22 protein-coding genes and 4 pseudogenes are annotated in these 22905 nt (G+C 66.0%); 14 read left to right on the forward strand and 12 right to left on the reverse strand.

The window, feature by feature from the left end:
• Window positions 1–3: 3 nt before the first annotated feature.
• Window positions 4–201: pseudogene (locus GTO19_RS15500) on the reverse strand (efflux RND transporter permease subunit); the annotation flags it as partial.
• On the opposite strand from GTO19_RS15500, the pseudogene GTO19_RS15505 reads away from it, so the two are divergent.
• Both GTO19_RS15505 and GTO19_RS15510 read left to right on the forward strand, forming a co-directional pair.
• A pseudogene (locus GTO19_RS15505) lies at window positions 201–917 on the forward strand (efflux RND transporter permease subunit); the annotation flags it as partial. The pseudogenes GTO19_RS15500 and GTO19_RS15505 overlap by 1 nt on opposite strands.
• Entirely contained in the window at window positions 914–1252 is a 339-nt protein-coding gene (locus tag GTO19_RS15510; RefSeq protein WP_291022711.1) for a copper-binding protein, read from the forward strand. The pseudogene GTO19_RS15505 and the gene GTO19_RS15510, both read left to right, overlap by 4 nt.
• A gap of 116 nt (window positions 1253–1368) precedes the next feature.
• On the opposite strand, the gene GTO19_RS15515 is transcribed toward GTO19_RS15510, so the two are convergent.
• Both GTO19_RS15515 and GTO19_RS15520 read right to left on the reverse strand, forming a co-directional pair.
• Window positions 1369–1986, reverse strand: coding sequence for a cation transporter (locus GTO19_RS15515; protein ID WP_291022712.1), 618 nt, complete (start codon window positions 1984–1986; stop codon window positions 1369–1371).
• Between the two features lie 69 nt (window positions 1987–2055).
• Window positions 2056–4245, reverse strand: a complete 2190-nt coding sequence (locus GTO19_RS15520) for a thioredoxin family protein (RefSeq protein ID WP_291022714.1) — start codon at window positions 4243–4245, stop codon at window positions 2056–2058.
• 175 nt (window positions 4246–4420) lie between these two features.
• Between GTO19_RS15520 and GTO19_RS15525 the strand changes: the two genes are divergently transcribed.
• Complete coding sequence (locus GTO19_RS15525; RefSeq protein ID WP_291022718.1) at window positions 4421–5647, forward strand: sterol desaturase family protein; 1227 nt, start codon at window positions 4421–4423, stop codon at window positions 5645–5647.
• Between the two features lie 9 nt (window positions 5648–5656).
• Window positions 5657–5953, forward strand: a pseudogene (locus GTO19_RS15530) (NAD(+) synthase); the annotation flags it as partial.
• A gap of 154 nt (window positions 5954–6107) precedes the next feature.
• Here the strand turns inward: GTO19_RS15530 and GTO19_RS15535 are convergent.
• From GTO19_RS15535 to GTO19_RS15555, 5 genes are read right to left on the reverse strand one after another with little or no spacing between them, the layout of a single operon-like run.
• Window positions 6108–6425, reverse strand: a complete 318-nt coding sequence (locus GTO19_RS15535; protein WP_291022720.1) for an ATP-binding protein — start codon at window positions 6423–6425, stop codon at window positions 6108–6110.
• Window positions 6368–6634: an ATP-binding protein gene (locus GTO19_RS15540; protein WP_363302975.1), complete on the reverse strand. Its 267-nt coding sequence runs from the start codon at window positions 6632–6634 to the stop codon at window positions 6368–6370. The genes GTO19_RS15535 and GTO19_RS15540 overlap by 58 nt, the downstream gene beginning before the upstream one ends.
• Window positions 6550–7215 carry a thioredoxin family protein gene (locus tag GTO19_RS15545; RefSeq protein WP_291022890.1) on the reverse strand — a complete coding sequence of 222 codons (666 nt, stop codon included), beginning with the start codon at window positions 7213–7215 and terminating at the stop codon, window positions 6550–6552. Before GTO19_RS15545 ends, GTO19_RS15540 begins: the two co-directional genes overlap by 85 nt.
• An 11-nt stretch (window positions 7216–7226) precedes the next feature.
• The gene (locus GTO19_RS15550) at window positions 7227–9350 is read right to left on the reverse strand and encodes a protein-disulfide reductase DsbD (RefSeq protein WP_291022723.1); all 2124 of its coding nucleotides are present in this window, start codon (window positions 9348–9350) and stop codon (window positions 7227–7229) included.
• Window positions 9350–9721, reverse strand: a complete 372-nt coding sequence (locus GTO19_RS15555; protein ID WP_291022725.1) for a hypothetical protein — start codon at window positions 9719–9721, stop codon at window positions 9350–9352. The genes GTO19_RS15550 and GTO19_RS15555 overlap by 1 nt, the downstream gene beginning before the upstream one ends.
• A 427-nt stretch (window positions 9722–10148) precedes the next feature.
• Here GTO19_RS15555 and GTO19_RS15560 point away from each other — a divergent pair, with 427 nt between their 5' ends.
• Window positions 10149–10586 (forward strand): helix-turn-helix domain-containing protein, encoded by a 438-nt coding sequence (locus tag GTO19_RS15560; RefSeq protein WP_291026684.1) that lies wholly within the window; start codon window positions 10149–10151, stop codon window positions 10584–10586.
• Window positions 10587–10638: 52 nt separating this feature from the next.
• Here GTO19_RS15560 and GTO19_RS15565 read toward each other — a convergent pair whose 3' ends face one another.
• Window positions 10639–11625: an arsenic resistance protein gene (locus GTO19_RS15565; RefSeq protein WP_291022893.1), complete on the reverse strand. Its 987-nt coding sequence runs from the start codon at window positions 11623–11625 to the stop codon at window positions 10639–10641.
• A 326-nt stretch (window positions 11626–11951) separates the two neighbouring features.
• Here GTO19_RS15565 and nadE point away from each other — a divergent pair.
• Window positions 11952–12499, forward strand: a pseudogene (nadE, locus tag GTO19_RS15570) (ammonia-dependent NAD(+) synthetase); the annotation flags it as partial.
• Between the two features lie 3 nt (window positions 12500–12502).
• Here the strand turns inward: nadE and cadR are convergent.
• Complete coding sequence (gene cadR, locus GTO19_RS15575; protein WP_291022730.1) at window positions 12503–12901, reverse strand: Cd(II)/Pb(II)-responsive transcriptional regulator; 399 nt, start codon at window positions 12899–12901, stop codon at window positions 12503–12505.
• Between the two features lie 90 nt (window positions 12902–12991).
• Here cadR and GTO19_RS15580 point away from each other — a divergent pair, with 90 nt between their 5' ends.
• The 8 genes from GTO19_RS15580 (at window position 12992) to lpdA (ending at window position 21672) form a co-directional block, all read left to right on the forward strand.
• Window positions 12992–15889, forward strand: a complete 2898-nt coding sequence (locus GTO19_RS15580; protein WP_291022733.1) for a heavy metal translocating P-type ATPase — start codon at window positions 12992–12994, stop codon at window positions 15887–15889.
• Window positions 15889–16515 carry a phosphatase PAP2 family protein gene (locus GTO19_RS15585; protein WP_291022735.1) on the forward strand — a complete coding sequence of 209 codons (627 nt, stop codon included), beginning with the start codon at window positions 15889–15891 and terminating at the stop codon, window positions 16513–16515. Before GTO19_RS15580 ends, GTO19_RS15585 begins: the two co-directional genes overlap by 1 nt.
• On the forward strand, window positions 16512–17084 hold the full coding sequence (locus GTO19_RS15590; RefSeq protein WP_291022737.1) for a TRAP transporter small permease subunit: 573 nt from the start codon (window positions 16512–16514) through the stop codon (window positions 17082–17084). The genes GTO19_RS15585 and GTO19_RS15590 overlap by 4 nt, the downstream gene beginning before the upstream one ends.
• Window positions 17081–18496 carry a TRAP transporter large permease subunit gene (locus tag GTO19_RS15595; protein WP_291022739.1) on the forward strand — a complete coding sequence of 472 codons (1416 nt, stop codon included), beginning with the start codon at window positions 17081–17083 and terminating at the stop codon, window positions 18494–18496. The genes GTO19_RS15590 and GTO19_RS15595 overlap by 4 nt, the downstream gene beginning before the upstream one ends.
• Window positions 18497–18991, forward strand: a complete 495-nt coding sequence (gene lspA / locus GTO19_RS15600) for a signal peptidase II (RefSeq protein ID WP_291022741.1) — start codon at window positions 18497–18499, stop codon at window positions 18989–18991.
• A 54-nt stretch (window positions 18992–19045) separates the two neighbouring features.
• Window positions 19046–19495, forward strand: a complete 450-nt coding sequence (locus tag GTO19_RS15605) for a TlpA disulfide reductase family protein (protein ID WP_291022896.1) — start codon at window positions 19046–19048, stop codon at window positions 19493–19495.
• Window positions 19496–20173 (forward strand): thiol:disulfide interchange protein DsbA/DsbL, encoded by a 678-nt coding sequence (locus GTO19_RS15610; RefSeq protein ID WP_291022744.1) that lies wholly within the window; start codon window positions 19496–19498, stop codon window positions 20171–20173.
• Between the two features lie 86 nt (window positions 20174–20259).
• Window positions 20260–21672, forward strand: coding sequence for a dihydrolipoyl dehydrogenase (lpdA, locus tag GTO19_RS15615; RefSeq protein WP_291022746.1), 1413 nt, complete (start codon window positions 20260–20262; stop codon window positions 21670–21672).
• A 33-nt stretch (window positions 21673–21705) separates the two neighbouring features.
• Here the strand turns inward: lpdA and GTO19_RS15620 are convergent, their stop codons facing one another.
• A complete protein-coding gene (locus GTO19_RS15620; protein WP_291022749.1) occupies window positions 21706–22116 on the reverse strand; it encodes a hypothetical protein in 411 nt (136 codons plus the stop codon).
• Window positions 22117–22212: 96 nt separating this feature from the next.
• On the reverse strand, window positions 22213–22902 hold the full coding sequence (locus tag GTO19_RS15625) for a L,D-transpeptidase family protein (RefSeq protein ID WP_291022751.1): 690 nt from the start codon (window positions 22900–22902) through the stop codon (window positions 22213–22215).
• Window positions 22903–22905 lie beyond the last annotated feature (3 nt).

Here is a 22905-nt window from a genome sequence, read left to right on the forward strand (position 1 = left end):
GGTTCAGTTCAGTGCGAGATCGAGTGCCGCGTGCCGTGCGCGGCGGCGTTGCAGCAGCACGTAGAACAGCGGTGTGAACAGCAGGCCGGCCACGGTGACGACCAGCATGCCGGCAAACACCGCCACGCCCACTGCAGCGCGCATCTCGGCGCCCGCGCCGCTGGCGAACACCAGGGGCAGCACGCCCATCACGAAGGCCAAACGCACGCCTGTCGGGATGGGTCTATGTCGACATCCGGGGCCGCGACCTGCGTTCGGCCGTGCAGGACATGCAGCGCGTAGTCGCTGAAAGAGTGAAGCTGCCGCCCGGCTACTCCGTGTCGTGGTCGGGCCAGTTCGAGTTCCTGGAGCGTGCCACGGCCAAGCTCAAGGTGGTGGTGCCGTTCACGCTGCTGATCATCTTCGTGCTGCTGTATCTCACCTTCAAGCGCTTCGATGAAGCGCTCCTGATCATGGCCACACTGCCCTTCGCGTTGGTCGGCGGAATCTGGCTTCTCTACCTGCTTGGCTACAACCTGTCGGTCGCCGGTGCCGTCGGCTTCATCGCCTTGGCCGGCGTCGCAGCGGAGTTCGGCGTGATCATGCTGCTGTACCTGAAGAACGCGTGGCAGGAGCGGCTTCACATGGGTAGGGACGCGGACACGGACCTGCTCGACTCGATCCGCGAAGGAGCTGTAATGCGCGTGCGGCCAAAGGCAATGACCGTGGCCGTCATCCTGGGCGGCCTGTTTCCGATCATGTGGGGTGCGGGCACGGGCTCGGAGGTCATGCAGCGCATCGCCGCGCCCATGGTCGGAGGAATGATCACTGCCCCGCTGCTTTCCATGTTTGTCATCCCGGCGGCCTACCTGCTCCTGCGCCAGCGGAGCCGGGCCCGCCTTTTCCACGTCCCACCAACCCAAGGAGTTACCGCATGAAAGCCATTCTTATTTGCCTCGGCATCGCCGTGGCCGCCGCCGCGTCGCCGACCCTTGCCCAGCAAACCACGGGCGCGATGAAGGACATGGACATGGGCGCCAAGACGGCCCCAGCCAAGGTTCACGAGGCCAAGGCCACTGTCAAGAGTGTCGACAAGCAGGCGGGCACGGTCGTGCTCGCGCACGGCCCGGTTGCGACGCTGAACTGGCCGCCGATGACGATGACGTTCCGCGTCAAGGACATGAAGGTCTTGGACAAGCTCGACGCCGGCAAGTCCGTCGAGGTCGAATTCGTGCAGCAGAACAAGGAGTACGTCGTCACGAAGGTCAAGTAGACGATGGCGGGCCGGATGGTCGGCGTCTTCTCTTGCCTTGGCCCTAGGTGCCGGGAGCTTTCAGATGGTGCTGACCTCGGGCCTTTAAGTCCGAAAACGCCATAATCCTGGCGCGCTCAAACCTCTCGCGCGCTTTCGGACGCCTCGCGCAGGATCTCGCGGCCGCCGTTTGCGGCGATGCCGGCCACGAGAACACCCAGCACCAGGTCCGGGATGTTCGACCCGAGCCACATGACCAGCACGCCCGACAGCACGATGGCCCCATTCACGATGGAATCGTTGCTCGTGAAGATGGCCGACGCCTTGAAGTTCACATCCTCGCCGCGGTGGCGGCGCAGCAGCCTGAGGCACACGAGGTTCAAGGCTGCGTTGACGGCCGCCATGGCCATCATGGCCGGCCCCACAGGCTCCTCGCCGCCCGCAAACCGGCGCAGGACTTCGACGAACAGCAGCACGGCAAGGCCAATCAGCAAGAAGCCCGAAAGGCGGGCTGCCCGCACCTTGACCTTCGCCGCGCGGCCCACGGCGTAGAGGCTGACCGCGTAGACGGATGCGTCGGCCAGGTTATCAAGGCCCGCGCCCATGAGAGCGGTCGAAGCGGCCCACGCGCCGAGTCCGATGCCGGCCGCGGACTGCCCCAGGTTGATCAGCAGCACCGTCCGCAAGATCCTCCGGTCCGCCGCGTTGCTGGCGTCCAATCCCTCGAGTTCGTCGTCATCGTCCTTGTCAGCCACGTGTTGCTCCTGTCATTGCCCGCACTGTGCAGGCTGCAGTGGCTGAAGAGTCAAGCACGGCATCGGAAATCACGGAGTGAGGAGACGGACGTGCGGCGGCCGGGCTGCCGGCGATAGGGTCGGCCGGGGCAGCTCCGCCACGGCCGCACGCACTTCTGACGGGCTCAGGATTTCCGAGAGAACCTGCGGTTGCGCACCGCTGCTGTAGAGCACATAGAGCGGCACGCCGTTGCGGCCCAGCGCCGCCAGCGCGGCGGTAATCGCGGGGTCGCGCCGCGTCCAGTCGGCGCGCAACAGTGCTACGTCCCGGGATGCGAGATCCGCCAACACGTGCGGGTTCTGCAGCACGGTCTTCTTGTTGTACTGACATGTGACGCACCAGGCGGCCGTGAAATCGACGAACACCGGGCGGCCGCTGGCCAGCAGCTGCTCAACCCGGCCGGGCTCCCAGGCCTGCCACACATCACTCGCCGCGACCGCGCGCTCCGGCCGTGCTGCCCCGATCTGCGCCGCAAGCAGCCAGGCGAACGCGGCCGTCCACGCGAGCGCGACAACGCCAAGGACCAGCCGCGTCCGGCCGTGCAGACCCAGGCTCCAGGCCAGCATGCCAGTGGCGACCAGGACCACGAGCAGGGCGCTGACTGCATCGATCCCGGTTTGCTGTCCCAAAACCCACAGTAGCCACACCACCGCCGCGAACATCGGGTACGCCATCAACTTGCGGAACGTCACCATCCATTCGCCCGGCCGGGGCAGGATGCGGGCCGCGGCCGGGACCCAGCTGGCCACCAAGTAAGGCAATGCCATTCCCGCGCCCAGCGTTGCAAAGATCATCAGCGCCTGAGGGGTGGGCAAGCCGACCGCGAACCCGAGCGCAGCGCCCATGAAGGGCGCCGTGCAGGGCGAGGCCACCACGACGGCCAAGACGCCGGACAGGAAGGCATTGAGCACCGGATGGCTGCTTTGAAGCGAAGCCCAGCGCGAGGGAAGCAGCTGGCGCAGCTCGAACACGCCAGCGAGGTTGAGGCCGATCAGGGTGAACAGCAGCGCGAGCGCGGCAACGACGCCGGGCATCTGCAACTGGAATCCCCAGCCCAGCTGCTGGCCGGCGCCGCGCAGCGCGACGACGAGCAGGCCCAGCGCCGCAAATGACGCAACAACGCCAGCCGAATACGCGAGCCCATCGAGGCGGCGGGCGCGCTTGTCGTTCGCATGCTGCGTGAACCCGACCACCTTGATCGCCAGGACGGGGAAGACGCAAGGCATCAGGTTCAGGATCAGCCCACCGAGCAATGCGCCCAGCAAGGCCGCCATGAACGTCAACTGAGCGCCGGCGTCGCCCGACGAGGCGTTGTTGCGCAGTGCTTCCTGCAATGCCGGGGACAGGCCCGCCGGGGCGGCGGTCGCGGGCCATGCGCCCTGCACGCGCGCATCGATGCTCCAAGCTTCGTTGGCGAGCGTCAGGACGATCGGCATCGTCTGCGGACTCTGGCTGCGGTGAGGCGACAGCGGGACCCGTGCGGTCCAAACCTCGCCCTCCCATGCCTGGCTCCATTGCGCCGAAGTCTCGATCACCTCCGCTGTCTCGGGGAAGAAGTCCAGCGGCTTCCCACGCAAGTGGGCGGGCAGCCCACTCACCCGCACGCGCAGGGCATCCGTCTCGATCGTCGCGCTCGCCTCGCCGGCCAGCGGCTTGGGCTGCGCCGCAAAGCTCGCCTGGAAAGCAGGGCCGTGCAAGGCGGTCGCGCTCTTGGCGGGGATGGCCAGCGAGAACTCGCCCTCCTCCGGAATGCACTCCTTGCGACACACCAGCCAAGTCGCCTTGAGCTTGACCTCCAGCGCGCCCCCCAGGAGCGAGGGCTTGAATTCGGGCGTGACGGTCAGCGGTACCGGCAACAGCACCGTGTGCTCGTACCCGTAGTTGATCAGCGTGCCGATCGGGTACTTGCGCGGCATGGGCCAGGCGATCTCGCCGGCCTGCACGCCGGCGGGCAGCTTCCATTCCAGCTTGGTGGGAAGGCCGGAGTCGCCGGAGTTCTTCCAGTACGAATGCCACTCCGGCTGGTGCGCCAGCTGCAGCCCGACCCACACCGGTTTGCCCGGCTCGACGCCCTCGGGCGCATGGGCCAGCAGCTCGGCGCGCGTGCGCTCAGTGACGACCACGCTTTTGGCGGCGGGCTGCGCCGCCGCGGCGCCGGCGCACAGCAGGACAAGCGGCACCAACAGGCGCGCAGCCAGCAATCGAACAGTCGTGAACATGGGAAAAAGCGGCTCTTTTCGGGGGCATGCGACGCACGCCGACGCGCGGACTATAGGGCCGTTGCGGACGCCCATTCGCAGCAGCCACCGCCGGTCGCGGGTCTCTGCCAACCTTGCTTGACTCTACTGCAGCTAGAGAGTTTCCAATCCTGTTCGCAAGCCCTGAGGAAAGAAGATGAATACGAAAGAAAACATGCTGGAGACCACGATCCGCTATGGCAGCTACCCATTGATCCTGGGTGCAACGGCGGCGGTGCTCTTTGGCGGCCTCGCTGCCGACTGGCCGTACTTCCCCACCGTGCCCCTGATTGTCGCGGCCGCCCTGGCGTGCGTCGCGCTGCTAGAACGTCGACTGCCTTTCCATGCAAGCTGGGGCCAGGATCACCGGGACAGTGTCTGCGACGCGATCCACGCGCTCGTGAATCTCGCGGTTCTCCTTGCGGTGCATGGCGTCCTGGCGGCGGTGGCGCCCCTGTGGGTGACCGGCACGTGGTGGCCGCAACAGTGGCCCCTGTGGGCGCAGGCCCTGGCGGTCGGTGCGGTGCTCGACCTCAGCCTCTACAGCGTCCACTGGCTGAGCCACAAGGTGCCATGGCTGTGGCGCTTCCATGCGATCCACCACAGCTCGGAGCGCCTCTATTGGCTCAACGGCGAACGCCGGCATCCCTTGCATGCGGGCATGATGGCTGCGCCGGGATTGCTCGCCGTCGTGCTGCTGGGAGCGCCGGCGTTGGCGGTTGGAGCGTGGCTCGGACTGCTCGCCGTGCATCTTGCGTTCCAGCATTCCAACCTCGATTACCGTGTCGGGCCGCTGCGCTTTGTCATCGGGGCGGCGGAAGTGCACCGCTGGCACCACAAGCGCGAGTACGAGGACGCGCAGGTCAACTATGGCGAGTTCTGGATGCTGTGGGACCATGTGTTCGGCACCTTTCGGCTGCCCAAGTACAAGCTGGGCGCGAACGAGGTGGGTCTGAAGGAAACGGACTTTCCGATGGATTACGGCCCGCAGCTGGTCTATCCGTTCCGCAGCAGGCCAGCCGCGGCTTCATCTGGCGAGTACGCGCAGGCCAGGGCGGCATTCATCCGCGAAACGAGGACGGCGGAGTTCCACGAGACAACCGGCGACCTGCGCGCCGCGTGGCGTGCTCATGAGCTTGGACACATCGTGGCCCAGCCCTACCTTGGGCTGCACCTGCGCAGCCACGCGGGGATGCTTGGCCTGGCCTGGAGGAGCCGAAACACCGCCGAGGTGGTGGCGCAGGTCGTCCGGCTCGTGCTGGCACCTGTGGGTCACGCCCTCGGCCGCACGCCGCCGCAGAACGTCGGCACCGGACGTTTTGGCGTGATGGAGCACGGCACCTGGCCTTCGGAGCTGGACCCCGCCACGCTCCAACGCCGCTAGCATCGGGGCATGCAGGAAGAACAGAGGCGTATTGCCGCGGAGCTGGGAGTTGCGCCGCATTTGGACGCGGCGGCCGAGATTGCCCGGCGAACTCGGTTCCTCGTGGACTACGCCCGAGCGGCCGCCGCCAAATCACTCGTCCTCGGAATCAGCGGCGGCGTGGATTCCAGCGTCGCTGGGCGGCTCTGCCAGTTGGCGGCAGAGCAGCTGCGCTCCGCGGGCCTGCCCTTGCGGTTCATCGCGATGCGGCTGCCCTACGGCGTCCAGGCCGATCAGGCGGACGCGCAACGAGCGCTGGCCTGCATATTTCGGCCGCTCATGGACACTCAGATCGGCCTATCTTGGACACCAGATTCGGCACCAAGCGGACGCCCAGTCCGCCGACGGTAGACGGCTTAGCCGATCGGCACCGCGATCAGCATGATCGGCAGCACGTCCACTCAGTCGGCGAGGTTGACGTTCACGCCGGCGTCCCCAACGCAGCACGTCCTCGCAGCTTTCGCATCGACTCGCCTTTGAGCTGGAGCCGGTGCGCCTGATGCACCACCCTGTCCAGCACTGCATCGGCAACGGTCGGATCAGGGAAGAAGTCGTGCCACTTCTCGGACAGGTACTGACTGGTGATCAGCAGGGAGCCCGAGCGCATGCGTCGATCCGCCACGTCTAGCAGTACCTGCGCAGGCGCCGGCGTCATCTCCCCAACGCCGAAGTCATCGAGGATCAGTAGGCTGGGCTTGTAGATCGAAGCCTTGAGCTTTGGCAGAGAGGCATCCGGCACGGCCCCGAAATGGCGGCGTACAGGTCACTCACGCGGTGGAACGCCGCGGTCATACCGACGCGGCATGCCTGCTGGCAGAAGGCGCTGGCCAGCCACGTCTTGCCAACGCCCGTCGGTCCAAGGATCATGAGGTTATGCCGCCGGGTGACCCAACTGCAGCTGGGCCAAGGCGGACACCAGTGCCTTGTGACTTGTACTTGATCATGCATCCGTATGGCCGGTTGCTTGGCGTTGAAACGGCCTTGCCCGCGACTGCCTCAGAGACGGCCTGACGCACGTAGTTGGTTGCCTTCGCGATATCGTCCTTGTCGGCCGAGGGAATGCTGTCGATGGCACCTGCGTACACCAGCGTGCCCGTGGGTCCGATCAGGAACATGTGAGGCGTGGTCCGGGCACCGTAGGCCTTGCCCACAGCGCCGCTGCCGTCCATCAGCAAGGCAGTGGGCGATGCCTTGCGTTCCCGCAGCCAGTCCTTGAGCTTGGCCGGCTTGGTGTATCCCCAGCTCTCATCGTCGTTGGAGTACACGCTCAGCCAAACGACGCCTTTCGCCAAGGCATCCTTCTGGACGGCCGCCATGTTTCCGCTGTCGTAGTGCTTGCGCACGAACGGGCACCCCGGATTCATCCACTCCAGCACCACATGCTTGCCGCGGAACTGGGAGAGCTTGACTTCCTGCCCGTTGGCATCGCGCACGGAGAAGTCCGGCGCGGGCTGGCCCACGGCAGCGGCGGCGTGCACCATGCCAAACGGCAGGGCGAGAAGAACAGCGACAAAGGATCGACGCAGCATGTTGACGGCTTTCATGGAGCTGTGGGTTCAAGGGAGGAGATGGCCGCACGGACTTCGTCCACGGTCAGGATTTCCGAGAAGACCAAGGGTTCGCGCCCCTTGCGGTAGAGGGCATACACGGGCACGCCGCTGCGCCCGAGCGAACGCAGCGCGGCCGTGATGGCCGGATCGCGGTTGGTCCAGTCGGCGCGCATCAGCGTGACACCGCGGCGCGCAAAATCGGCAAGCAGCGATTCGTCAGCCAGGGTGGTTCGCTTGTTGTACTGGCAGGTGATGCACCAGGCCGCGGTGAAGTCGACGAAGACCGCCCGGTCGTTCCTGACGAGCGCTTCGACCTTGTTCTGCTCCCAAGGCTGCCACTGGGCGGCGTCCGGCCTGTTTGGCGCGGCCTGTACGTTGGTCACGCTGGGACCGACCAGCAGCGCGAGCCCGATGAACGCAGCGGCGGCCATGGCCGAGATGGCAGCGCGGCTGCTGCCCGACAGCGTGAACGACCACACCAGCATGCTCAGGGCCACCAGAAGCGCGAGCAACGCACCGGCGCCATTGATACCCGTCTGCTGCCCCAGCACCCACACCAGCCACACCGCCGTGGCAAACATCGGGAACGCCATCAGCTTCTTGAACACGTCCATCCAGGCGCCGGGACGCGGAATGCGTTGCGCTACAGCTGGCACGAGAGCGGCCACCAGGTAGGGCAAGGCCATGCCTGCGCCGAGTGCGCCGAATACGAGCATGGCTTGGGCGGGCGGGAGTGCCACGGCCAGGCCGAGCGAGGCACCCATGAATGGCGCAGTGCAAGGCGACGCGACTGCCACGGCCAGGACGCCAGAGAGGAAGGAGTCGGCTACCGGGTGCCTTGCCTGCAGAGTGGCGACGCGGGAGGGCAGGAACTGCCCGAACTCGAACACACCCGCAAGGTTGAGGCCAAGTACCGTGAAGAGCGCTGCCAGTGCCGCGACAAATGCTGGCGACTGCAGCTGAAATCCCCAACCTAGCTGCTCGCCGGCGGCACGCAGCCCAATGAGCAGTCCGCCCAGCGCGAGGAATGAGAGCACGACACCGGAGGTGTAGGCAAAACCGCCGAGGTGGCGCGCCCGTCCGTCGTTGCCATGCTGTGCGAACCCGACCATCTTGATCGCCAGCACGGGGAACACACACGGCATGAGATTGAGGATGAGGCCACCAATCAGTGCACCGAAGATGGCCACGATCAAGGAGGTGGCAGCCGGCCGAGCCGGCGTTGCATCCTGGGCAATCGCTTCAGCGCCAGCACTTCTACCCGTGGCAGAAGGCCAGCCGCCGGCGACGGGGGCCTCCGTTCGCCAAGCCATCTGACCATCGGTGAGCACCACTGGGATGATCGATGGGCTATCGCTTCGCTGAGAGGACAGCTGAGTTGTCGCACTCCAGCGCTCACCATCCCAGGCCTGCGTCCACGCGCGAGCAGGCTCCACAATGCCACCAAGCTCCGGGAAGACTTCCAGCGGCTTACCACGCAGCCTGGCCGGTAGGTCGCTTAGCTCCAGGCGGATCGTCTCGCCGTCCACGTGGAAGCTACCTGCCTCAACGCGGCGCGGGGCGAGATCGAACGTGGCCTGGAAGGCGGACGCATGCACCGCAGTGGCACTGGCCACCGGCAACTTGACCACGAACTCACCTTCCTCCGGGATGCACTCTTCCTTGCACACCAGCCATGACGCCTTGAGCTGCAGATCCAAGGTGCCTGACGGCGATGGGCGGAACGACGGTCCGATCGTGAGCGGTACCGGCAGAAGTACTGTGCCTTCGTACCCGTAGTTCGCAAGATCGCCGATGGGAAACTTTTTGGGCAATGGCCACTGGATGTCGCCGGCGCTCACGCCTTGCGGCAGCTCCCACGCGAGACTGGTCGGCAGTCCCGAGTCGCCAGGATTCTTCCAGTAGGTATGCCAGTGGGGCGCGTGCGCGAGCTGCAGGCCGACCCAAACGCTTTTCCCGGAAGTGATGCCCTCCGGTGCATGCGCGAGCAGCTCTGCGCGCACACGCTCGGTCTGAACCACTGTCTTGCCCACAGATTGGGCAACAGCCACTGCGGCCACAAGCGCCAGGACCACGGCCAGGAGGTATCGGAACATTGAGGCGGCGCTGTTCATCACAGAGTTGCAGAACGTGCGCTCTGACACCCACAGGCGCTGCCGCAGCGCGGAGCCGCGGCGGTGACTGCCGAGGATCGGAAGTGCTCGAACAGAAAGCCGGCGAACTCACCCGCGTCAGCGGGCGCCGTGATCGTCAGTTCGACCACGTTGGCTCGTTCTTCGAGTTCGAAGACGAGGAAGGCGCAGCACTGCTGCTCCAGCGCAACGATCTCCTCGAGGTCCTGTGCTGCCGCGCTGGCGTAGAGCAGCTGCAGTGACCGTCCCTCCTGGCGTTCTGCCAGCAGATGCTGGCGAGCCAGTGTGGCGATTCGATCCAGTCGCGCCTTCAGGTCGTCCGGGCCCAGGGTGCAGGCGATGGCGGTGTTCACGACGCCTCCTTGGTGGAAGCCACCACGGAACAGCCGCAGCCGCCACTCGCTGGCTGCGTTAGCTCGGCCGGGCTACTGGATCGTGTGACACACCTTGCCGCTGCCTTGCGCCTGCGGCTCCACCAAATCCCGGCACCCACTGCCGCGGATGCTGCGACGCCAGCGGCAATCACCCCAACGTAGGCACCAGATGCGCCCCAGTTCAGGGTAGCCAAGCCGGCAATAGACAAGCCGCTCAGGAGGGGGATGGCCAGCGGGATGGTGCAGCAGGCAGCGCAGGCGCCGACCACGCCCATGGTTGCCAATGCTGGTTTTTTCATGTGAGGTCCTCAGCTATGCGGGACAGATCCCGTACACTGACTCTAGAACCTCAAGTAACTTGAGATGCAAGGGGTGCTTGATGAATAGCCTACAAGCGACAGGGCAATTGACGATCGGGACGCTGGCTCAGCGAACCGGCTTCAACGTGTCGGCCATTCGCTACTACGAAGAGGTCGGGCTGATTCCGCCGGCCACCCGGCGCCCAAGTGGTCACCGGGTCTACTCACCCGAGGTGCAGGAGGTGCTCACGCTGGTAAAGCACTGTCGGGACTTCGGGTTCTCCATCGAGGAGACACGGGCGCTGGTGTCGCTTTCAACCAGCGACGACAGGGACTGCGTCGAAGCTCGCGAGATTGCTCAGGTTCACCTGAATGCGGTCAGAGCGAAACTGACAGAGCTGCAAAACCTGGAGCGCAGCCTTTCCAAGTTCGTGCAGGCCTGCACCGACCAGTGCGTCGGCGGACCGGCACCCAAGTGCACCATCTTGAAGGATTTGAGCCTGGAGGACTCCCAGCTCGCCACACCCGGTCGGTGCTGCGGGTAGATTGTCGGAAGCCACATTGATGAGCCCGCGGCCCGGCTCGGCTCCAACGCGTTCAGGTTCCGGGGGCTGCCGAAGGGGAAGCCGAGTCAGTGCCGAGCTTCGGCATCACGCGCATGTAGATGAGCGAGCTGACCAGTTCCACCATCGTTTGAGTGACGATGACGGCTGGCAAGATCGGAATGGCACCTGGCACAGCCAGAGCCAAAGGCAGTACCACCAAGGAATTGCGCGTAGCAGAGCTGAACGTCACGGCCCGGCCGGCCGGTGCATCAAGGCGAGCTAGGCGCGCGACAGTCCATCCAATCACGGGCGCGGCCATCGCAAAGGCTGCATAGAGCGGCACGACCCTCATGGCGGCGTCGATCGCCGTCTCCAACTGTGGGACGACGGCGGCCACGACGATGAACAGCACCAGGGCTGTCGCAGGGACCGGAAGCAGGCCCAGGCCGGCCGCCACACGTGCGCCCCCTTTGTTCCGAGCCGCCCACAACTGGACTGCCGCTGCGCATACCAGCGGAACCGCGATCAGCCAGACAAATGCATGAACGAACGGACCCAGCCGAACCAGGTCGGCCGCTGCGTCGCCCAGGAACAAGCCAAGGTAGACCGGTAGTAGCAGCATCTGCACGATGAGTAGCGCCGGCGTCGAAGCGAGCAGCAGGCGCGCGTCGGCGCGGCCGATGTGCGAAAACGTCACCACATAGTCGATGCAAGGCGTCAGCAGCACCAGCAGCAGCCCGAGCCGCAGCATCGGGTCAGGCGGCAGGAACTGCACCAGTACAGCGACCAGCAGGGGAACGCCGATGAAGTTTGACGCCATTAGTGCCACAAGGAAGCGAACACGCGTGAAGGCGCGGCTCAACTCGGCAAGCGGCACCTGCAGGAACGTCACGAACAACATCACCGCAAGCGCCGGATTGATGGCGGCTTCCAACGCGTTCGTCCCCGGAACCAGGAGAGCTGCACCAGCCGCAACCACCACAGCCGCAAAGTAGATGGTGACTTGCCGCTGTTCAAGAAGGTCGCGTAGGCTGCTCATGTTGTTCTCGTTCATCCAAGCTTGGAGGCAGCGCCAATCTGGCTTCACAGGGGACAGGCACTTGTAGGTCGAGGGGACGCATGCCCAATGGGGGTGCACTGGGGCGGCTCGTGGCGCAAGCCCAACATGATCATAGACGCGCGCCGGCTGACATGCGCCAGATAGATCTAGCTACGGTCCACTACTGGCCGGAGGTCGTCTTGTTATCCAAAATCGATCGGCCGAGCTGGGTTATCTACAGTTGAAGGATTCCTAGAACTGTCCTCGCGGCCGAACCAGACGTCAACTTCGCCGAACACGGTGTCCATCACCACCGGAATACGCAACTGGCCTTCATCGATCCGGACGAAACTTTGGCCGTCGACATTCAGCCGGCTGCCGACGCCATGCTCCGGCAGCTGAAGCTGGCGGGCTCCATTTTAACGACCACTGGCAGGAAGACTTCGTGCTGGGGAACATCAAGGCGCGGCAACGCATGATTGCCCAATACGCTGTTGCCGGCGCGACCGGCGGGCTGGTGGTGGGCACCAACCATGCTGCCGAGGCGGTGATGGGCTTCTTCACCAAGTACGGCGATGGTGGGTTCGACCTGAGCCCGTTGGGCGGTCTGACCAAGCGGCGGGTCCGTGCCCTGGCCCTGGCGCTCGGTGCCAACTCGGAGCTGGCCCACAAGGTGCCGACAGCGGACCTGGAGTCCATGCGGCCGCTGCGCCCCGATGAAGCAGCTCTGGGCGTCAGCTATGAGGCGATCGACGATTTCCTGGAAGGCAAGGAGGTGGACCCGGCCAACGCCGAGGTCATCTTGCAGACGTTCCGCCGCACCGCCCACAAACGCGCACTGCCCGCCGTCCCGGCAGCCGCCCGCGCCGCCTGAGATTCAGGCCGCCTCGGCCAAGCTGTTGAGAATGCCGCATTCGCGCGCCGTGCGCGCGGTATCGCAAGAGCGGCGCAGATCCATCAACTCGCGCTCGAGCTCCCGCAGCTCCTTGATCTTGGCCCGGACCTGGGCAATGTGCGAATCGACAAGCAAATTCACCTCGCCGCAGTCCAGCTCGGGCCGGTCGCGAAAGCTCAGCAGCTGACGGATCTCATCCAGCGTCATGTCCTTGGCCCGGCAGCGGCGGATGAACTGCAGGCGCTGCAGATGCGCATCGTCGTACAGCCTGAAATTGCCTTCGCTGCGCGCCGGCTCAGGAAGCAGACCCTCGGACTCGTAGAAGCGCACGGTCTGCACCAGGCAGTCCGCCTTCTTGGCCAATTCACCGATCCGCAGCATGGTTCGACTCCGAAGAACTTGACTCTATAGCAACTAGAGGATGTCCAATCATGCCACGGCCGGAATATCCCGGCCACGAGGTTGCCAAAGATGAACAAGGATCCCTCCAACTCATGCGGCTGCGGCGGCAGCGGCCGGCAGGCAAGCTGCGCGAAGGAGCCGGCCGGCGCCGAGTCGACCGTCTTCCACGTGAGCAACATGGACTGCCGCAATGAAGAAGCGCTGGTGCGACGGACCCTCGAGGGCCGGCCCGGCGTCGAGCGGCTGGAGTTCGACCTGCCACAACGCAAGTTGACTGTCTTGCACAGCGGCGTCTCGGCGGATTCCCTGGCACAGGCGCTCCGCTCAGTCGGGATGAAAGCAGAGCACGCGCGCGACCCAGCGGTGACCACCACCTACCGCATCGAGAACATGGACTGCCCGAGCGAGGAGAAGCTCATCCGCTCGCACCTTGGGCCCGTCGAGGGCGTGCAGGACCTGGACTTTGACCTGCCCGGACGCACGCTCTCGGTGAAGCACCTGGCGGCAGCGCGCGCTGAGATGGAGCGGGTCCTGGCCGCCATCGGCATGCGGGCACAAGAGCAGAGCGCCAGTGCCCCTGCCCCGGTGCCTCCGGAGGCTGCGGTCCAGCCAACGGCCCAGCAGGCTGAATTCCGCCCCGTGGTAGCTGGCGAGGGCGTGACCTACCGGATCGAGAACATGGACTGCCCGACGGAAGAGGCGCTCATCCGTGACCGGCTGGGCAAGGAGCCGGGCGTCAGCGGACTGGATTTCAACCTGATGCAACGCGTGCTGGGGGTGCAGCACACGCTCAACTCCACCGAGCCGATCGAAAAGGCGCTTGCTTCCATCGGGATGCGCGCCGAGCGCCAGGACCTCGAGTCCGTGACCACGGTCCTTCGCATCGCGAAGATGGACTGCCCCACCGAAGAAAGCCTGATCCGCAGCAAGCTTCAGGGCATGCCCGGCGTGCAGGGCCTGGACTTCAACCTCATGCAGCGCACGCTGACCGTGCGCCACGCACCCGACGCGATCAAGCCCGCGGTCGAAGCCATCGAGTCGCTGGGGATGGAAACCGAGGTCCAGACCACCAGCGAGCCGCGCGATCCGCAGGCGTCCCCGCAGAAGACCAATTGGCTGCCGATGGCGGTGTCCGGCGTCGCGGCCGTCCTCGCCGAAGGTGTGTACTGGGTCAACGATGGCAACCACTGGGCGGTCGTCGTGCTGGCCCTGGTGTCCATCTTCACGGGAGGCCTCAGCACCTACAAGAAGGGCTGGATCGCCCTGAAGAACCGCAACCTGAACATGAATGCCCTGATGTCCATCGCGGTCACGGGCGGCATGGCGATCGGGCACTGGCCCGAGGCGGCCATGGTCATGTTCCTGTTCGCGCTGGCGGAAGTGATCGAGGCAAAGTCGCTGGACCGCGCGCGCAACGCGATCCGGGGCCTGATGGACCTTGCACCGGAGACCGCGACCGTCCGGCAGGCCGATGGCTCATGGCAGGAGATCGCGGCCAAGGAGGTCGCCAAAGGGGCGGTCGTCCGCGTGCGTCCCGGCGAGCGCATCGCGCTGGACGGGCAGATCACGGCGGGCCGGTCGGCCATCAACCAGGCGCCGATCACCGGCGAAAGCCTGCCGGTGGAGAAAGCCGAGGGCGACCCGGTGTTCGCAGGCACGATCAACGAAACCGGTTCCTTCGAGTACCAGGTGACGGCGGGCGCCAGCGACTCCACGCTCGCGCGCATCATCCATGCGGTGGAGTCCGCCCAAGGCAGCCGCGCGCCCACGCAGCGGTTCGTCGACCAGTTCGCCAGGGTTTACACACCGGCCGTGTTCGCGGTGGCCGTGCTGGTCGCGGTTGTTCCGCCGCTCGCTTTCGGCGGCGCCTGGTTCGACTGGATCTATAAGGCACTTGTCCTGCTGGTGATCGCCTGCCCTTGTGCGCTCGTCATCTCCACGCCGGTCACCATCGTCAGCGGCCTGGCCGCTGCGGCCCGCCGCGGCATCCTGATCAAGGGTGGCGTGTACCTGGAGGGCGGCCGCAAGCTCAAGGCGCTCGCCCTGGACAAGACTGGCACGCTCACCCACGGCAAACCGGAGCAGACCGACTACCTGCCCCTGGCGGGCGATGCGGATCAGGTTGCCATCTGGGCTGCGAGCCTGGCCTCGCGTTCGGACCATCCCGTGTCGCAAGCCATCGCGCGCAAGGCGAGCCGGGACCGTATCGTCCTGCAAGAGGTCGATGACTTCTCGGCCTTGCCCGGACGCGGCGTGCGTGGTCGCGTCGGCGGCCGGATGCTGCACATGGGCAACCACAGGCTCGCGCAGGAGTTGGGCCGCAGCGAAGCGGCGTTGCAGGCCCGGCTCGAAGGCCTGGAGCGCCAGGGCAAGACCGCGATCCTGTTGATGGACGACGCCACGGTGATGGGCATCTTCGCCGTCGCCGACACCGTCAAGGACACCAGCCGCCAGGCCGTGGCCGACCTGCAGGCCCTGGGCGTGCGCACGCTGATGCTGACCGGGGACAACCAGCACACGGCCGCCGCGATCGCCGCCCAGGTCGGGATCTCCGAAGCCCGCGGCGACCAGTTGCCCGAAGACAAGCTCAAGACCATCGAAGCCTTGATCGGCGGTGAAGGCCAGGTCGGCATGGTGGGCGACGGCATCAACGATTCGCCCGCGCTCGCACGCGCGGACATCGGCTTCGCGATGGGTGCGGCCGGCACCGACACCGCCATCGAAACCGCGGATGTGGCCTTGATGGACGACGACCTGCGCAAGATTCCCGCGTTCATCCGGCTGTCGCGCAGCACCGCGGCCATCCTCACGCAGAACATCGTTCTGGCCCTGGGCATCAAGGCGGTGTTCCTCGGACTGACGTTCACCGGGCATGCCACCATGTGGATGGCCGTGTTCGCCGACATGGGGGCCAGCCTGCTGGTGGTCTTCAATGGCCTGCGCCTGCTGAAGCTCAAGACGGCCTGATGGACACCCTGGCGCCGTCCACCGTGCAGCCGGTGAGGCACTGGCTGTATGACTGGGGCGGTGCCAACGTAGACGCGTTCCTCGCCATCCAGCGCGCCTGGCCCGATGCCTGGCTCTGGCTGCCTGAGGTGCTGAGCACGGTTGGCAGTTATTGGGGAGCGCCGGCGGTGGTGCTGCTGTTGCTGGTGTGGCGCCGGATGCAGGCGCGCCGAGGTGCGGATTCGTTGGATGCGTCCTTGTGCAGTTTCGTGCTGGGATTCGCGCTTGCGATGGCCGCCGCGGCAGTCGCCAAGATGGCTTTCGCGCTGCCCCGTCCGTCCCTGGTGCTCGGGGAAGCCGTCTACCGGGCGGCCTCCGGCCCCGACAGCCGCTACACGCTGCCGAGCGGCCATTCGGTCTACGTCGGTGTGCTGGCGGTGGCCCTCTGGCCCCTGTTCGGATGGGGCGGCAGGGTCGGGCTGCTCGCGTTCGCCGCGGCGGTGGGCTGGTCGCGCATCGTGCTGGGCGCGCATTTCCCCGCGGACGTCATCGTCGGTATGGCGCTCGGCGGGATGTGCGTCGCTTCTGTGGGTCCATGGGCTGAACGACTTGCGCGGCGACTGCTGGCCGCTGGAGCACGCCGATGAACGCAGCCTTCCGGGCCGCGCTGCGTGGCGCCGGCGCGATCGACGCCGCGAACCGCCGGCTTGCGTTCATCGTCCGGTGGGGATTGCTGGTCAATGCCCTGCTGATCGCCGGTAATGCGATCAGCCGCAAGCTGTTCGGTGTCGCGTCCTCCACCATGTACGACGTGCAACCGCACTTCTTCGCGGCAGCGGTGCTGCTCATGGCAGCCTACACCTTCAAGCGCGATGAGCATGTGCGCATCGACGTCTTCTCCGGGTTCCTTGGCCCGCGTGGCATGGCGTGGCTCGATCTGGCCGGCATCGCGCTGGTGCTGATGCCGCTGTGCCTGGCTGCGGTGTGGGTGACCTGGCCCGACTTCGTCACCTCATTCGTCACGGGCGAGACCCGCGCCAGCCGCGAAAGCCTCAGTCGGTTTCCCGCCTGGATCATGAAAGGGATGATCCCGCTCGGGTTCCTGAGCCTCGCCGCCCAGGGTGCGGCCGAGGCCGTCCGCTGCGTTGCTCACTTGGCGGGCGTGGCGCCCCGGCCGCTCGGGTCCGAGCATCCCGACCGCCACGGATTCGCATGAGCCCGGACCTGCTCGCTCCGCTGATGTTCACCACGCTGGTCGTGGTCCTGGTCGCGGGATTCCCGGTGGCCTTCTCGCTGGCCGCCGTGGCGGCGGCTTTCGGGGTACTCGGCGTGGCGCTCGGGCACTTCAACGCGCCGTTTCTCCTCGCGATGCCGCTGCGCGTGCAGGGCGTCTTCAACAGCGACAACTTCCTGGCGGTGCCCTTGTTCGTGCTCATGGGGCTGATCCTGGAGCGCACCGGCGTCGCGGAGGACACCTTGGTCGCGCTCGGCCGGTTGTTCGGACGCGCGCCAGGCGGACTGCTCTACGCCACCATCATCGTCGGCGCAGTGCTGTCCGCGATCACCGGATTCGTCTCGGCATCGGTCATCGCCATGGGCCTGATCTCGCTGCCGGCGATGCTCAAGGCGAACTACGACGCGCGGCTGGCAACGGGATCGATCGCCGCCGCCGGCACCCTGGCGCAGATGCTGCCACCCAGCCTGGTGCTGATCGTGCTGGCGGAGCAGGTGGAGGTGCCCCTGGTCGACATCTTCCATGCCGCGCTGCTACCCAGTGCGATCCTGGTGGGCCTCTACCTGCTGTTCGTGCTGGCCGCCACTGCCTGGCGGCCGTCGCTCGCGCCGCCGATCACCGCCGCGGCGGAGGTATCGCGCAGGCAGGTGTGGCTGCAAGCCGCGGTGGCCGCCGGCGTGCCGCTCTGCCTGATTCTCACGATCCTGGCGTCGATCTATTTCGGCGTGGCCACGCCCACCGAAGGCGGGGCCATCGGCGTCTGCGGGGCACTGGCGATCGCCGCGGTTCGCCGCCGGCTTGCCGGCGGGCGCCTGAGCCAGGCCTTGACGAGCACGGGCGTGCTGTGCTCCAGCGTGATCTTCCTGCTGCTCGGCGCTTCGTTCTTCACGCTGGTGTTCCGGGGGTTCGACGGCCAAGTGTGGATCGAAGGCATCTTCAGGCACTTGCCTGAGGGGCAGGCGCCGTTCCTTATCGCCGTCACGCTGGGGATTTTCCTGCTCGGCTTCTTCCTCGACTTCTTCGAAATTGCCTTCATCGTGGTTCCCCTGATCGCGCCGGTGGCCCGCAAGCTCGGGGTCGACATGGTCTGGCTGACCGTCATGATCGCGGTGGTCCTGCAAACCTCCTTCATGCACCCCCCGTTCGGCATCGCGCTGTACAACCTGCGCAGCGTCGCTCCGGCCACGGTCCGGACGACGCAGATTTACGTAGGTGCGATCCCGTTCCTCGCGATCCAGCTCCTGATGGTGGGCGTCCTCGTCGCCTTTCCGAACCTGGCGACCACCCAGCAGGTCCAGGTGCGGGCCACCGAGCAGGAGATCGAGGATGCTTTGCGGGCCCCTCCCGTCGAACCGGTGCCCGAGCCGGAAATCCCAGAACCCGAGAAGAAGTAGATGAACGAATCGATTCACAAAGCGCGCTGGTACGCGCTCGCTCTTGCCGTATTCGCCGGCGATCAGGCCACCAAAAGCTACATCGACGTGACGCGGCCCCTGGGCTGGTCGCACGAGGTGACGTCGTTCTTCAACCTGGTTCACGTGCTCAACCCCGGCGCTGCGTTCAGTTTTCTCGCCGGCGCCGGCGGCTGGCAGCGATGGTTTTTCCTGGCGATCGCGCTCGCCGTTTCAGCGTGGCTGACATGGCAGCTGTCGCGGCCGCTGCGGAAACTGGAAGCCCTTTCGTACAGCCTGATCCTGGGCGGTGCCATTGGCAACGCCTTCGACCGCGCCGTCCGCGGGCAGGTGATCGACTATCTCGACTTCCACCTGCGCGGCTGGCACTGGCCGGCCTTCAACCTCGCCGATATGGCCATCGTGGGCGGCGCGGTTGCGTTGGTCCTGCTGTCGCTGATGAGCGTCGAGAGTCGCCAGACCAACAAGGAACATTGACCGAGTGGAGAGCACATGTCGCACCTGTTGAAATCCTTGATTGCCGTCGTCGTGATGCTGACGCTTGCCGGCTGCCTGAACTCGTCGGCCGCCCCCCAGAGTTCGTTCACATTGCTGGACGGCTCGACCAGGAGCACCGCCGACCTCAAAGGCAAGGTGGCCCTCATCAACTTCTGGGCGACGAGCTGCACCACCTGCGTGGCGGAGATGCCCATGCTCGTGAGCACTTACGAGAAGTTTCGCGGCCGCGGCTACGAAACCATCGCCGTGGCCATGAGCTACGACCCGCCGACCTACGTCGTCAACTTCGCGCAGACGCGCAAGCTGCCATTTCCGGTCGCGATCGACAACACGGGCGCTGTCGCGACGGCGTGGGGTGACGTCAAGCTGACGCCCACCACGTTCCTCGTGAACAAGCGCGGCGAGATCGTCAAGCGCTTCGTAGGCAAGCCGGACTTCGCCGAACTGCATCAACTCATCGACCGGCTGCTCTCCGAAAGTTGAGTGGCATCCATTTTTCTCTTCAACGACTTCTTCATCATGATCAAGCGACGTGTTTTCTGCGGCCTGGCGCTGCCTTTGGTGGCGGGAACGAGTACCCCCCTCCACGCTCAGGAGCAATTTTTGGAAGGCAAACATTACCTGGAGGTGTCCCCTCGCCAGCCGACGAAGGATGCCAAGCAGGTCGAGGTGCTGGAGTTCTTTGCCTACAGCTGCTCGCACTGCAACGCGTTCGAGCCTGCGCTGGAGGCTTGGCTGAAGAAGCTGCCGCGCGACGTGCTGTTCCGGCGGATCCCGGTGGCCTTCCGCGAGGACCTCGTCATCCACCAGCAGCTCTATTTCGCGCTGGAGGCGCTGGGCATGGTCGAACAGCTGCACGGAAAGGTTTTCCACGCCATCCATGGCGAGCGTCAGCGCCTGGCCGCTGCGCCGGAGATCGCGGCCTTCGCCGCCAAGAACGGGGCCGATGGCAAGCGCATCGTCGAGACCATGAATTCGTTCGGCGTCGCCGGCAAGGTCAGGCAGGCCACGGCACTGGCCGCCGGCTACAAGATCGAAGGCACACCGTCGCTCGGGGTCGATGGCAGGTGGCTCACTTCGGGGTCCTTGGCTGGATCGAACCCGCGCTCGCTGGCCGTCGCCGATCACTTGATCGCGTTGGCGAAGAAGGCGGGCAAGTAAGACTGGCTCCAGGGCCGATGACCATCTGAGCTGGTCCTAGCGCGCGTGCCGCGGCACTGATGCGCCAAACGGAAAGGGAGAACCTCATGGACTTCGACGTCATCATCATCGGTGGTGGCCCCGGTGGCTACCAGGCCGCCATCCGCGGCGCTCAGCTGGGCATGCGAGTTGCCTGCGTAGAAAACCGCCCGCGACTGGGCGGAACATGCCTCAACGTGGGCTGCATCCCCTCCAAGGCCTTGCTGGAGTCCTCGGAGCGCTTCATCGAGGCGCGCACCGGCTTCGCTCGCCATGGCGTCATCTGTACCGACGTGCAGCTGGACTTGCAGCGGCTGCTGGCGCACAAGGACGGCGTGGTGGACGAACTCGGGCGCGGCATCGATTTCCTGTTCGGCAAGCACAAGATCACCCGGCTGCACGGCACGGGCCGGCTGGATGGCCCGGGCAGGGTTATGGTGCGGGACGCGAAGTCCGGCGCCGAGCGGGCGATCACTGCGCGTTCGGTCATCCTGGCAACCGGCTCGGCGCCCAGCACGGTGCCGGGAGTGCAGGTGGACGAACGGCGGATCGTGTCCTCCACGGGCGGGCTCAGCTTCGAGCAGGTGCCCAAGCACCTCGTCGTCATCGGCGGCGGCTACATCGGCCTCGAACTCGGTTCCGTGTGGGCACGCCTGGGGGCGAAAGTCACGGTCGTGGAGTATCTCGACCGCATCACGCCCGGCCTGGACGCGGAGATGGCGGCGCAGCTGCTCAAGATCCTGCAGAAGTCCGGCTTCGAGTTCATGCTTGGCACCAAGGTGACCGGCGCCCGGACCAGGGGCGAGGACCTCGAGGTCGACGTCGCACCGGTGGCCCAGGACCAGGCGGCAAAGTCGCCGCTCTCATGCGATGCCATCCTCGTCGCCGTCGGCCGGAAGCCGCATACCGAAGGCCTCGGGCTCGACTCCGGCGGGCTGAAGACGGACGCACGTGGGTTCATCCCGGTGGACCTCGCTTCGTTCGCCACCGCGGTGCCCGGCATCTATGCCATCGGCGACGTGATCGGGGGCGCGATGCTCGCTCACAAGGCTTCCGAAGAAGGCATTGCACTGATGGAGATGCTCGCCGGGCAAAAGCCGCGCGTGAACTACAACACCATTCCTTCGGTCATCTACACGGCGCCGGAGGTGGCATCCGTCGGGCAGACGGAAGAAGCGCTCACGGCTGCCTCCGTCCCCTACAAGGCGGGGCGCTTTCCGTTCGCGGCAAGTGCGCGGGCCAAAGCGAAGGCACACACGGCCGGGCTGGTGAAAGTGCTCGCGCATGCCACCACCGATGAAATCCTGGGCGTGCACATCATCGGGCCGGAGGCAGGCTCCCTGATCCACGAAGCCGTCGTGGCGATGGATTTCAGGGCCTCGGCGGAGGATCTGGCGCTGTCCTGCCACGCCCATCCGACCTTGCCGGAGGCGCTGCGTGAAGCAGCCCTGGCAGTCCACGACAGGGCGTTGCACATCTAGGCTGAGGTCGCCAAACGCGGTCCAGAGCCCGCCCTATCTCAACTCCGTTTCGTACACGATTTTCCACGCGGCGCCGCGCCGCTCCCAATACTGGCGCGTTTGCTTTCCGGTCCGGGCACCGGCCGCCACCTCCGCGAAGGTGACCACACGCACGTCGGTGCCCTCCGACCAGCCAAGGATGGACACGTCCTTCAAGGCTAGCGCCCGGCTGCGCAGCCGCGCGGCGTCGGCTCTCAATAGCGCCTGGTGTGCGGCCAGGTCGCGGCCGTCCGCGCTGAAATCCGGCGCGTAGAAGGCGGCCAGTGCCGCGGCATCGCCGGCGGACTTCGCGCGCGACCAAACGTCCAGCATCTTCTCGATCGACTGCTTCTCGTTGGCAAGCGACCGCGGCGGCACCCAGGAGATCTGCTGCGCGATCAGCACCGGCGTGGTCCGGATCTGCACGGTACGCAGGATGTGCTCGAGGTCGGGGTTGGCAACCGCGACGCAGCCGTCGGTGGCCTGTGGCGCGCGTGCGTACTGGGCTGGAGGTGAGCCGTGCTACCAGATGCCGCTGCCACCCCGGCCGCGGCGCACGTCGTAGGCATTGGGGTAGTTGATCGGCAGCGCGCCGGAGCCGTAAAAGTCCGTCAGCCGACGCCGGTCGAGGTTGCTGGTGACGAAGTAGACGCCCAAAGGGGTGCGCTTGTCGCCCTCGCTCGCTTTCCCGATACCGGCCTTGCCCACCGAAATGTAGAAGTCCGCGAGCAGGCGAAGCTCGCCATTGCGGCTTTCGAACAAGTACAGGCGGGCACGCGACACGTCGACCGCGATGGCATGACGATTGGCGGGAGAGAGCGACAGAAACTGAGCCGGGATTGCACCCGGCGGCGGCCGGTACTTGAGGCCGGCCAGGCGCAGTTCGGCTTCGCGCCGCAGGTCCTGCAGGCTCTCCGCGCCGGCCAAGGCCAAGTCGTGTGGAACATCCCCCATGCGGCGCAGCGGCCGCGCGTGGGCCATGAGCAGGTCGCCATAGACAAGCTGCGCCAATTGGAAATTGGGAAAGTCCTTGACAAGCGATTGCGCATGCGCCAGCGCCTGGCGGGTATCGCCCGCACCCACCCACCGGTACACCTGCACAAGCCGCGCTTCCGCGGCGCCGCGGGCGTTGATTCCATCGGACGCAGAGGCGGCCAAGCCGGGCACAGTCAGCGCCGCGTACAGCACCAATCGCCCGATGAACGCCTGCATCGC

This window comes from Hydrogenophaga sp. (genome assembly GCF_011772445.1).
Taxonomy (GTDB): domain Bacteria; phylum Pseudomonadota; class Gammaproteobacteria; order Burkholderiales; family Burkholderiaceae_C; genus Hydrogenophaga.

Excerpts from the sequence above, each read along its gene's own strand:
- GTO19_RS15510 (WP_291022711.1), top strand. The coding sequence starts at position 914 with ATGAAAGCCATTCTTATTTGCCTCGGCATCGCCGTGGCCGCCGCCGCG.
- GTO19_RS15520 (WP_291022714.1), bottom strand. The coding sequence starts at position 4,245 with ATGTTCACGACTGTTCGATTGCTGGCTGCGCGCCTGTTGGTGCCGCTT.
- GTO19_RS15525 (WP_291022718.1), top strand. The coding sequence starts at position 4,421 with ATGAATACGAAAGAAAACATGCTGGAGACCACGATCCGCTATGGCAGC.
- GTO19_RS15540 (WP_363302975.1), bottom strand. The coding sequence starts at position 6,634 with ATGCATGATCAAGTACAAGTCACAAGGCACTGGTGTCCGCCTTGGCCC.
- GTO19_RS15545 (WP_291022890.1), bottom strand. The coding sequence starts at position 7,215 with ATGCTGCGTCGATCCTTTGTCGCTGTTCTTCTCGCCCTGCCGTTTGGC.
- GTO19_RS15550 (WP_291022723.1), bottom strand. The coding sequence starts at position 9,350 with ATGAACAGCGCCGCCTCAATGTTCCGATACCTCCTGGCCGTGGTCCTG.
- GTO19_RS15565 (WP_291022893.1), bottom strand. The coding sequence starts at position 11,625 with ATGAGCAGCCTACGCGACCTTCTTGAACAGCGGCAAGTCACCATCTAC.
- cadR (WP_291022730.1), bottom strand. The coding sequence starts at position 12,901 with ATGCTGCGGATCGGTGAATTGGCCAAGAAGGCGGACTGCCTGGTGCAG.
- GTO19_RS15580 (WP_291022733.1), top strand. The coding sequence starts at position 12,992 with ATGAACAAGGATCCCTCCAACTCATGCGGCTGCGGCGGCAGCGGCCGG.
- GTO19_RS15585 (WP_291022735.1), top strand. The coding sequence starts at position 15,889 with ATGGACACCCTGGCGCCGTCCACCGTGCAGCCGGTGAGGCACTGGCTG.
- GTO19_RS15590 (WP_291022737.1), top strand. The coding sequence starts at position 16,512 with ATGAACGCAGCCTTCCGGGCCGCGCTGCGTGGCGCCGGCGCGATCGAC.
- GTO19_RS15595 (WP_291022739.1), top strand. The coding sequence starts at position 17,081 with ATGAGCCCGGACCTGCTCGCTCCGCTGATGTTCACCACGCTGGTCGTG.
- lspA (WP_291022741.1), top strand. The coding sequence starts at position 18,497 with ATGAACGAATCGATTCACAAAGCGCGCTGGTACGCGCTCGCTCTTGCC.
- GTO19_RS15605 (WP_291022896.1), top strand. The coding sequence starts at position 19,046 with ATGCTGACGCTTGCCGGCTGCCTGAACTCGTCGGCCGCCCCCCAGAGT.
- lpdA (WP_291022746.1), top strand. The coding sequence starts at position 20,260 with ATGGACTTCGACGTCATCATCATCGGTGGTGGCCCCGGTGGCTACCAG.
- GTO19_RS15625 (WP_291022751.1), bottom strand. The coding sequence starts at position 22,902 with ATGCAGGCGTTCATCGGGCGATTGGTGCTGTACGCGGCGCTGACTGTG.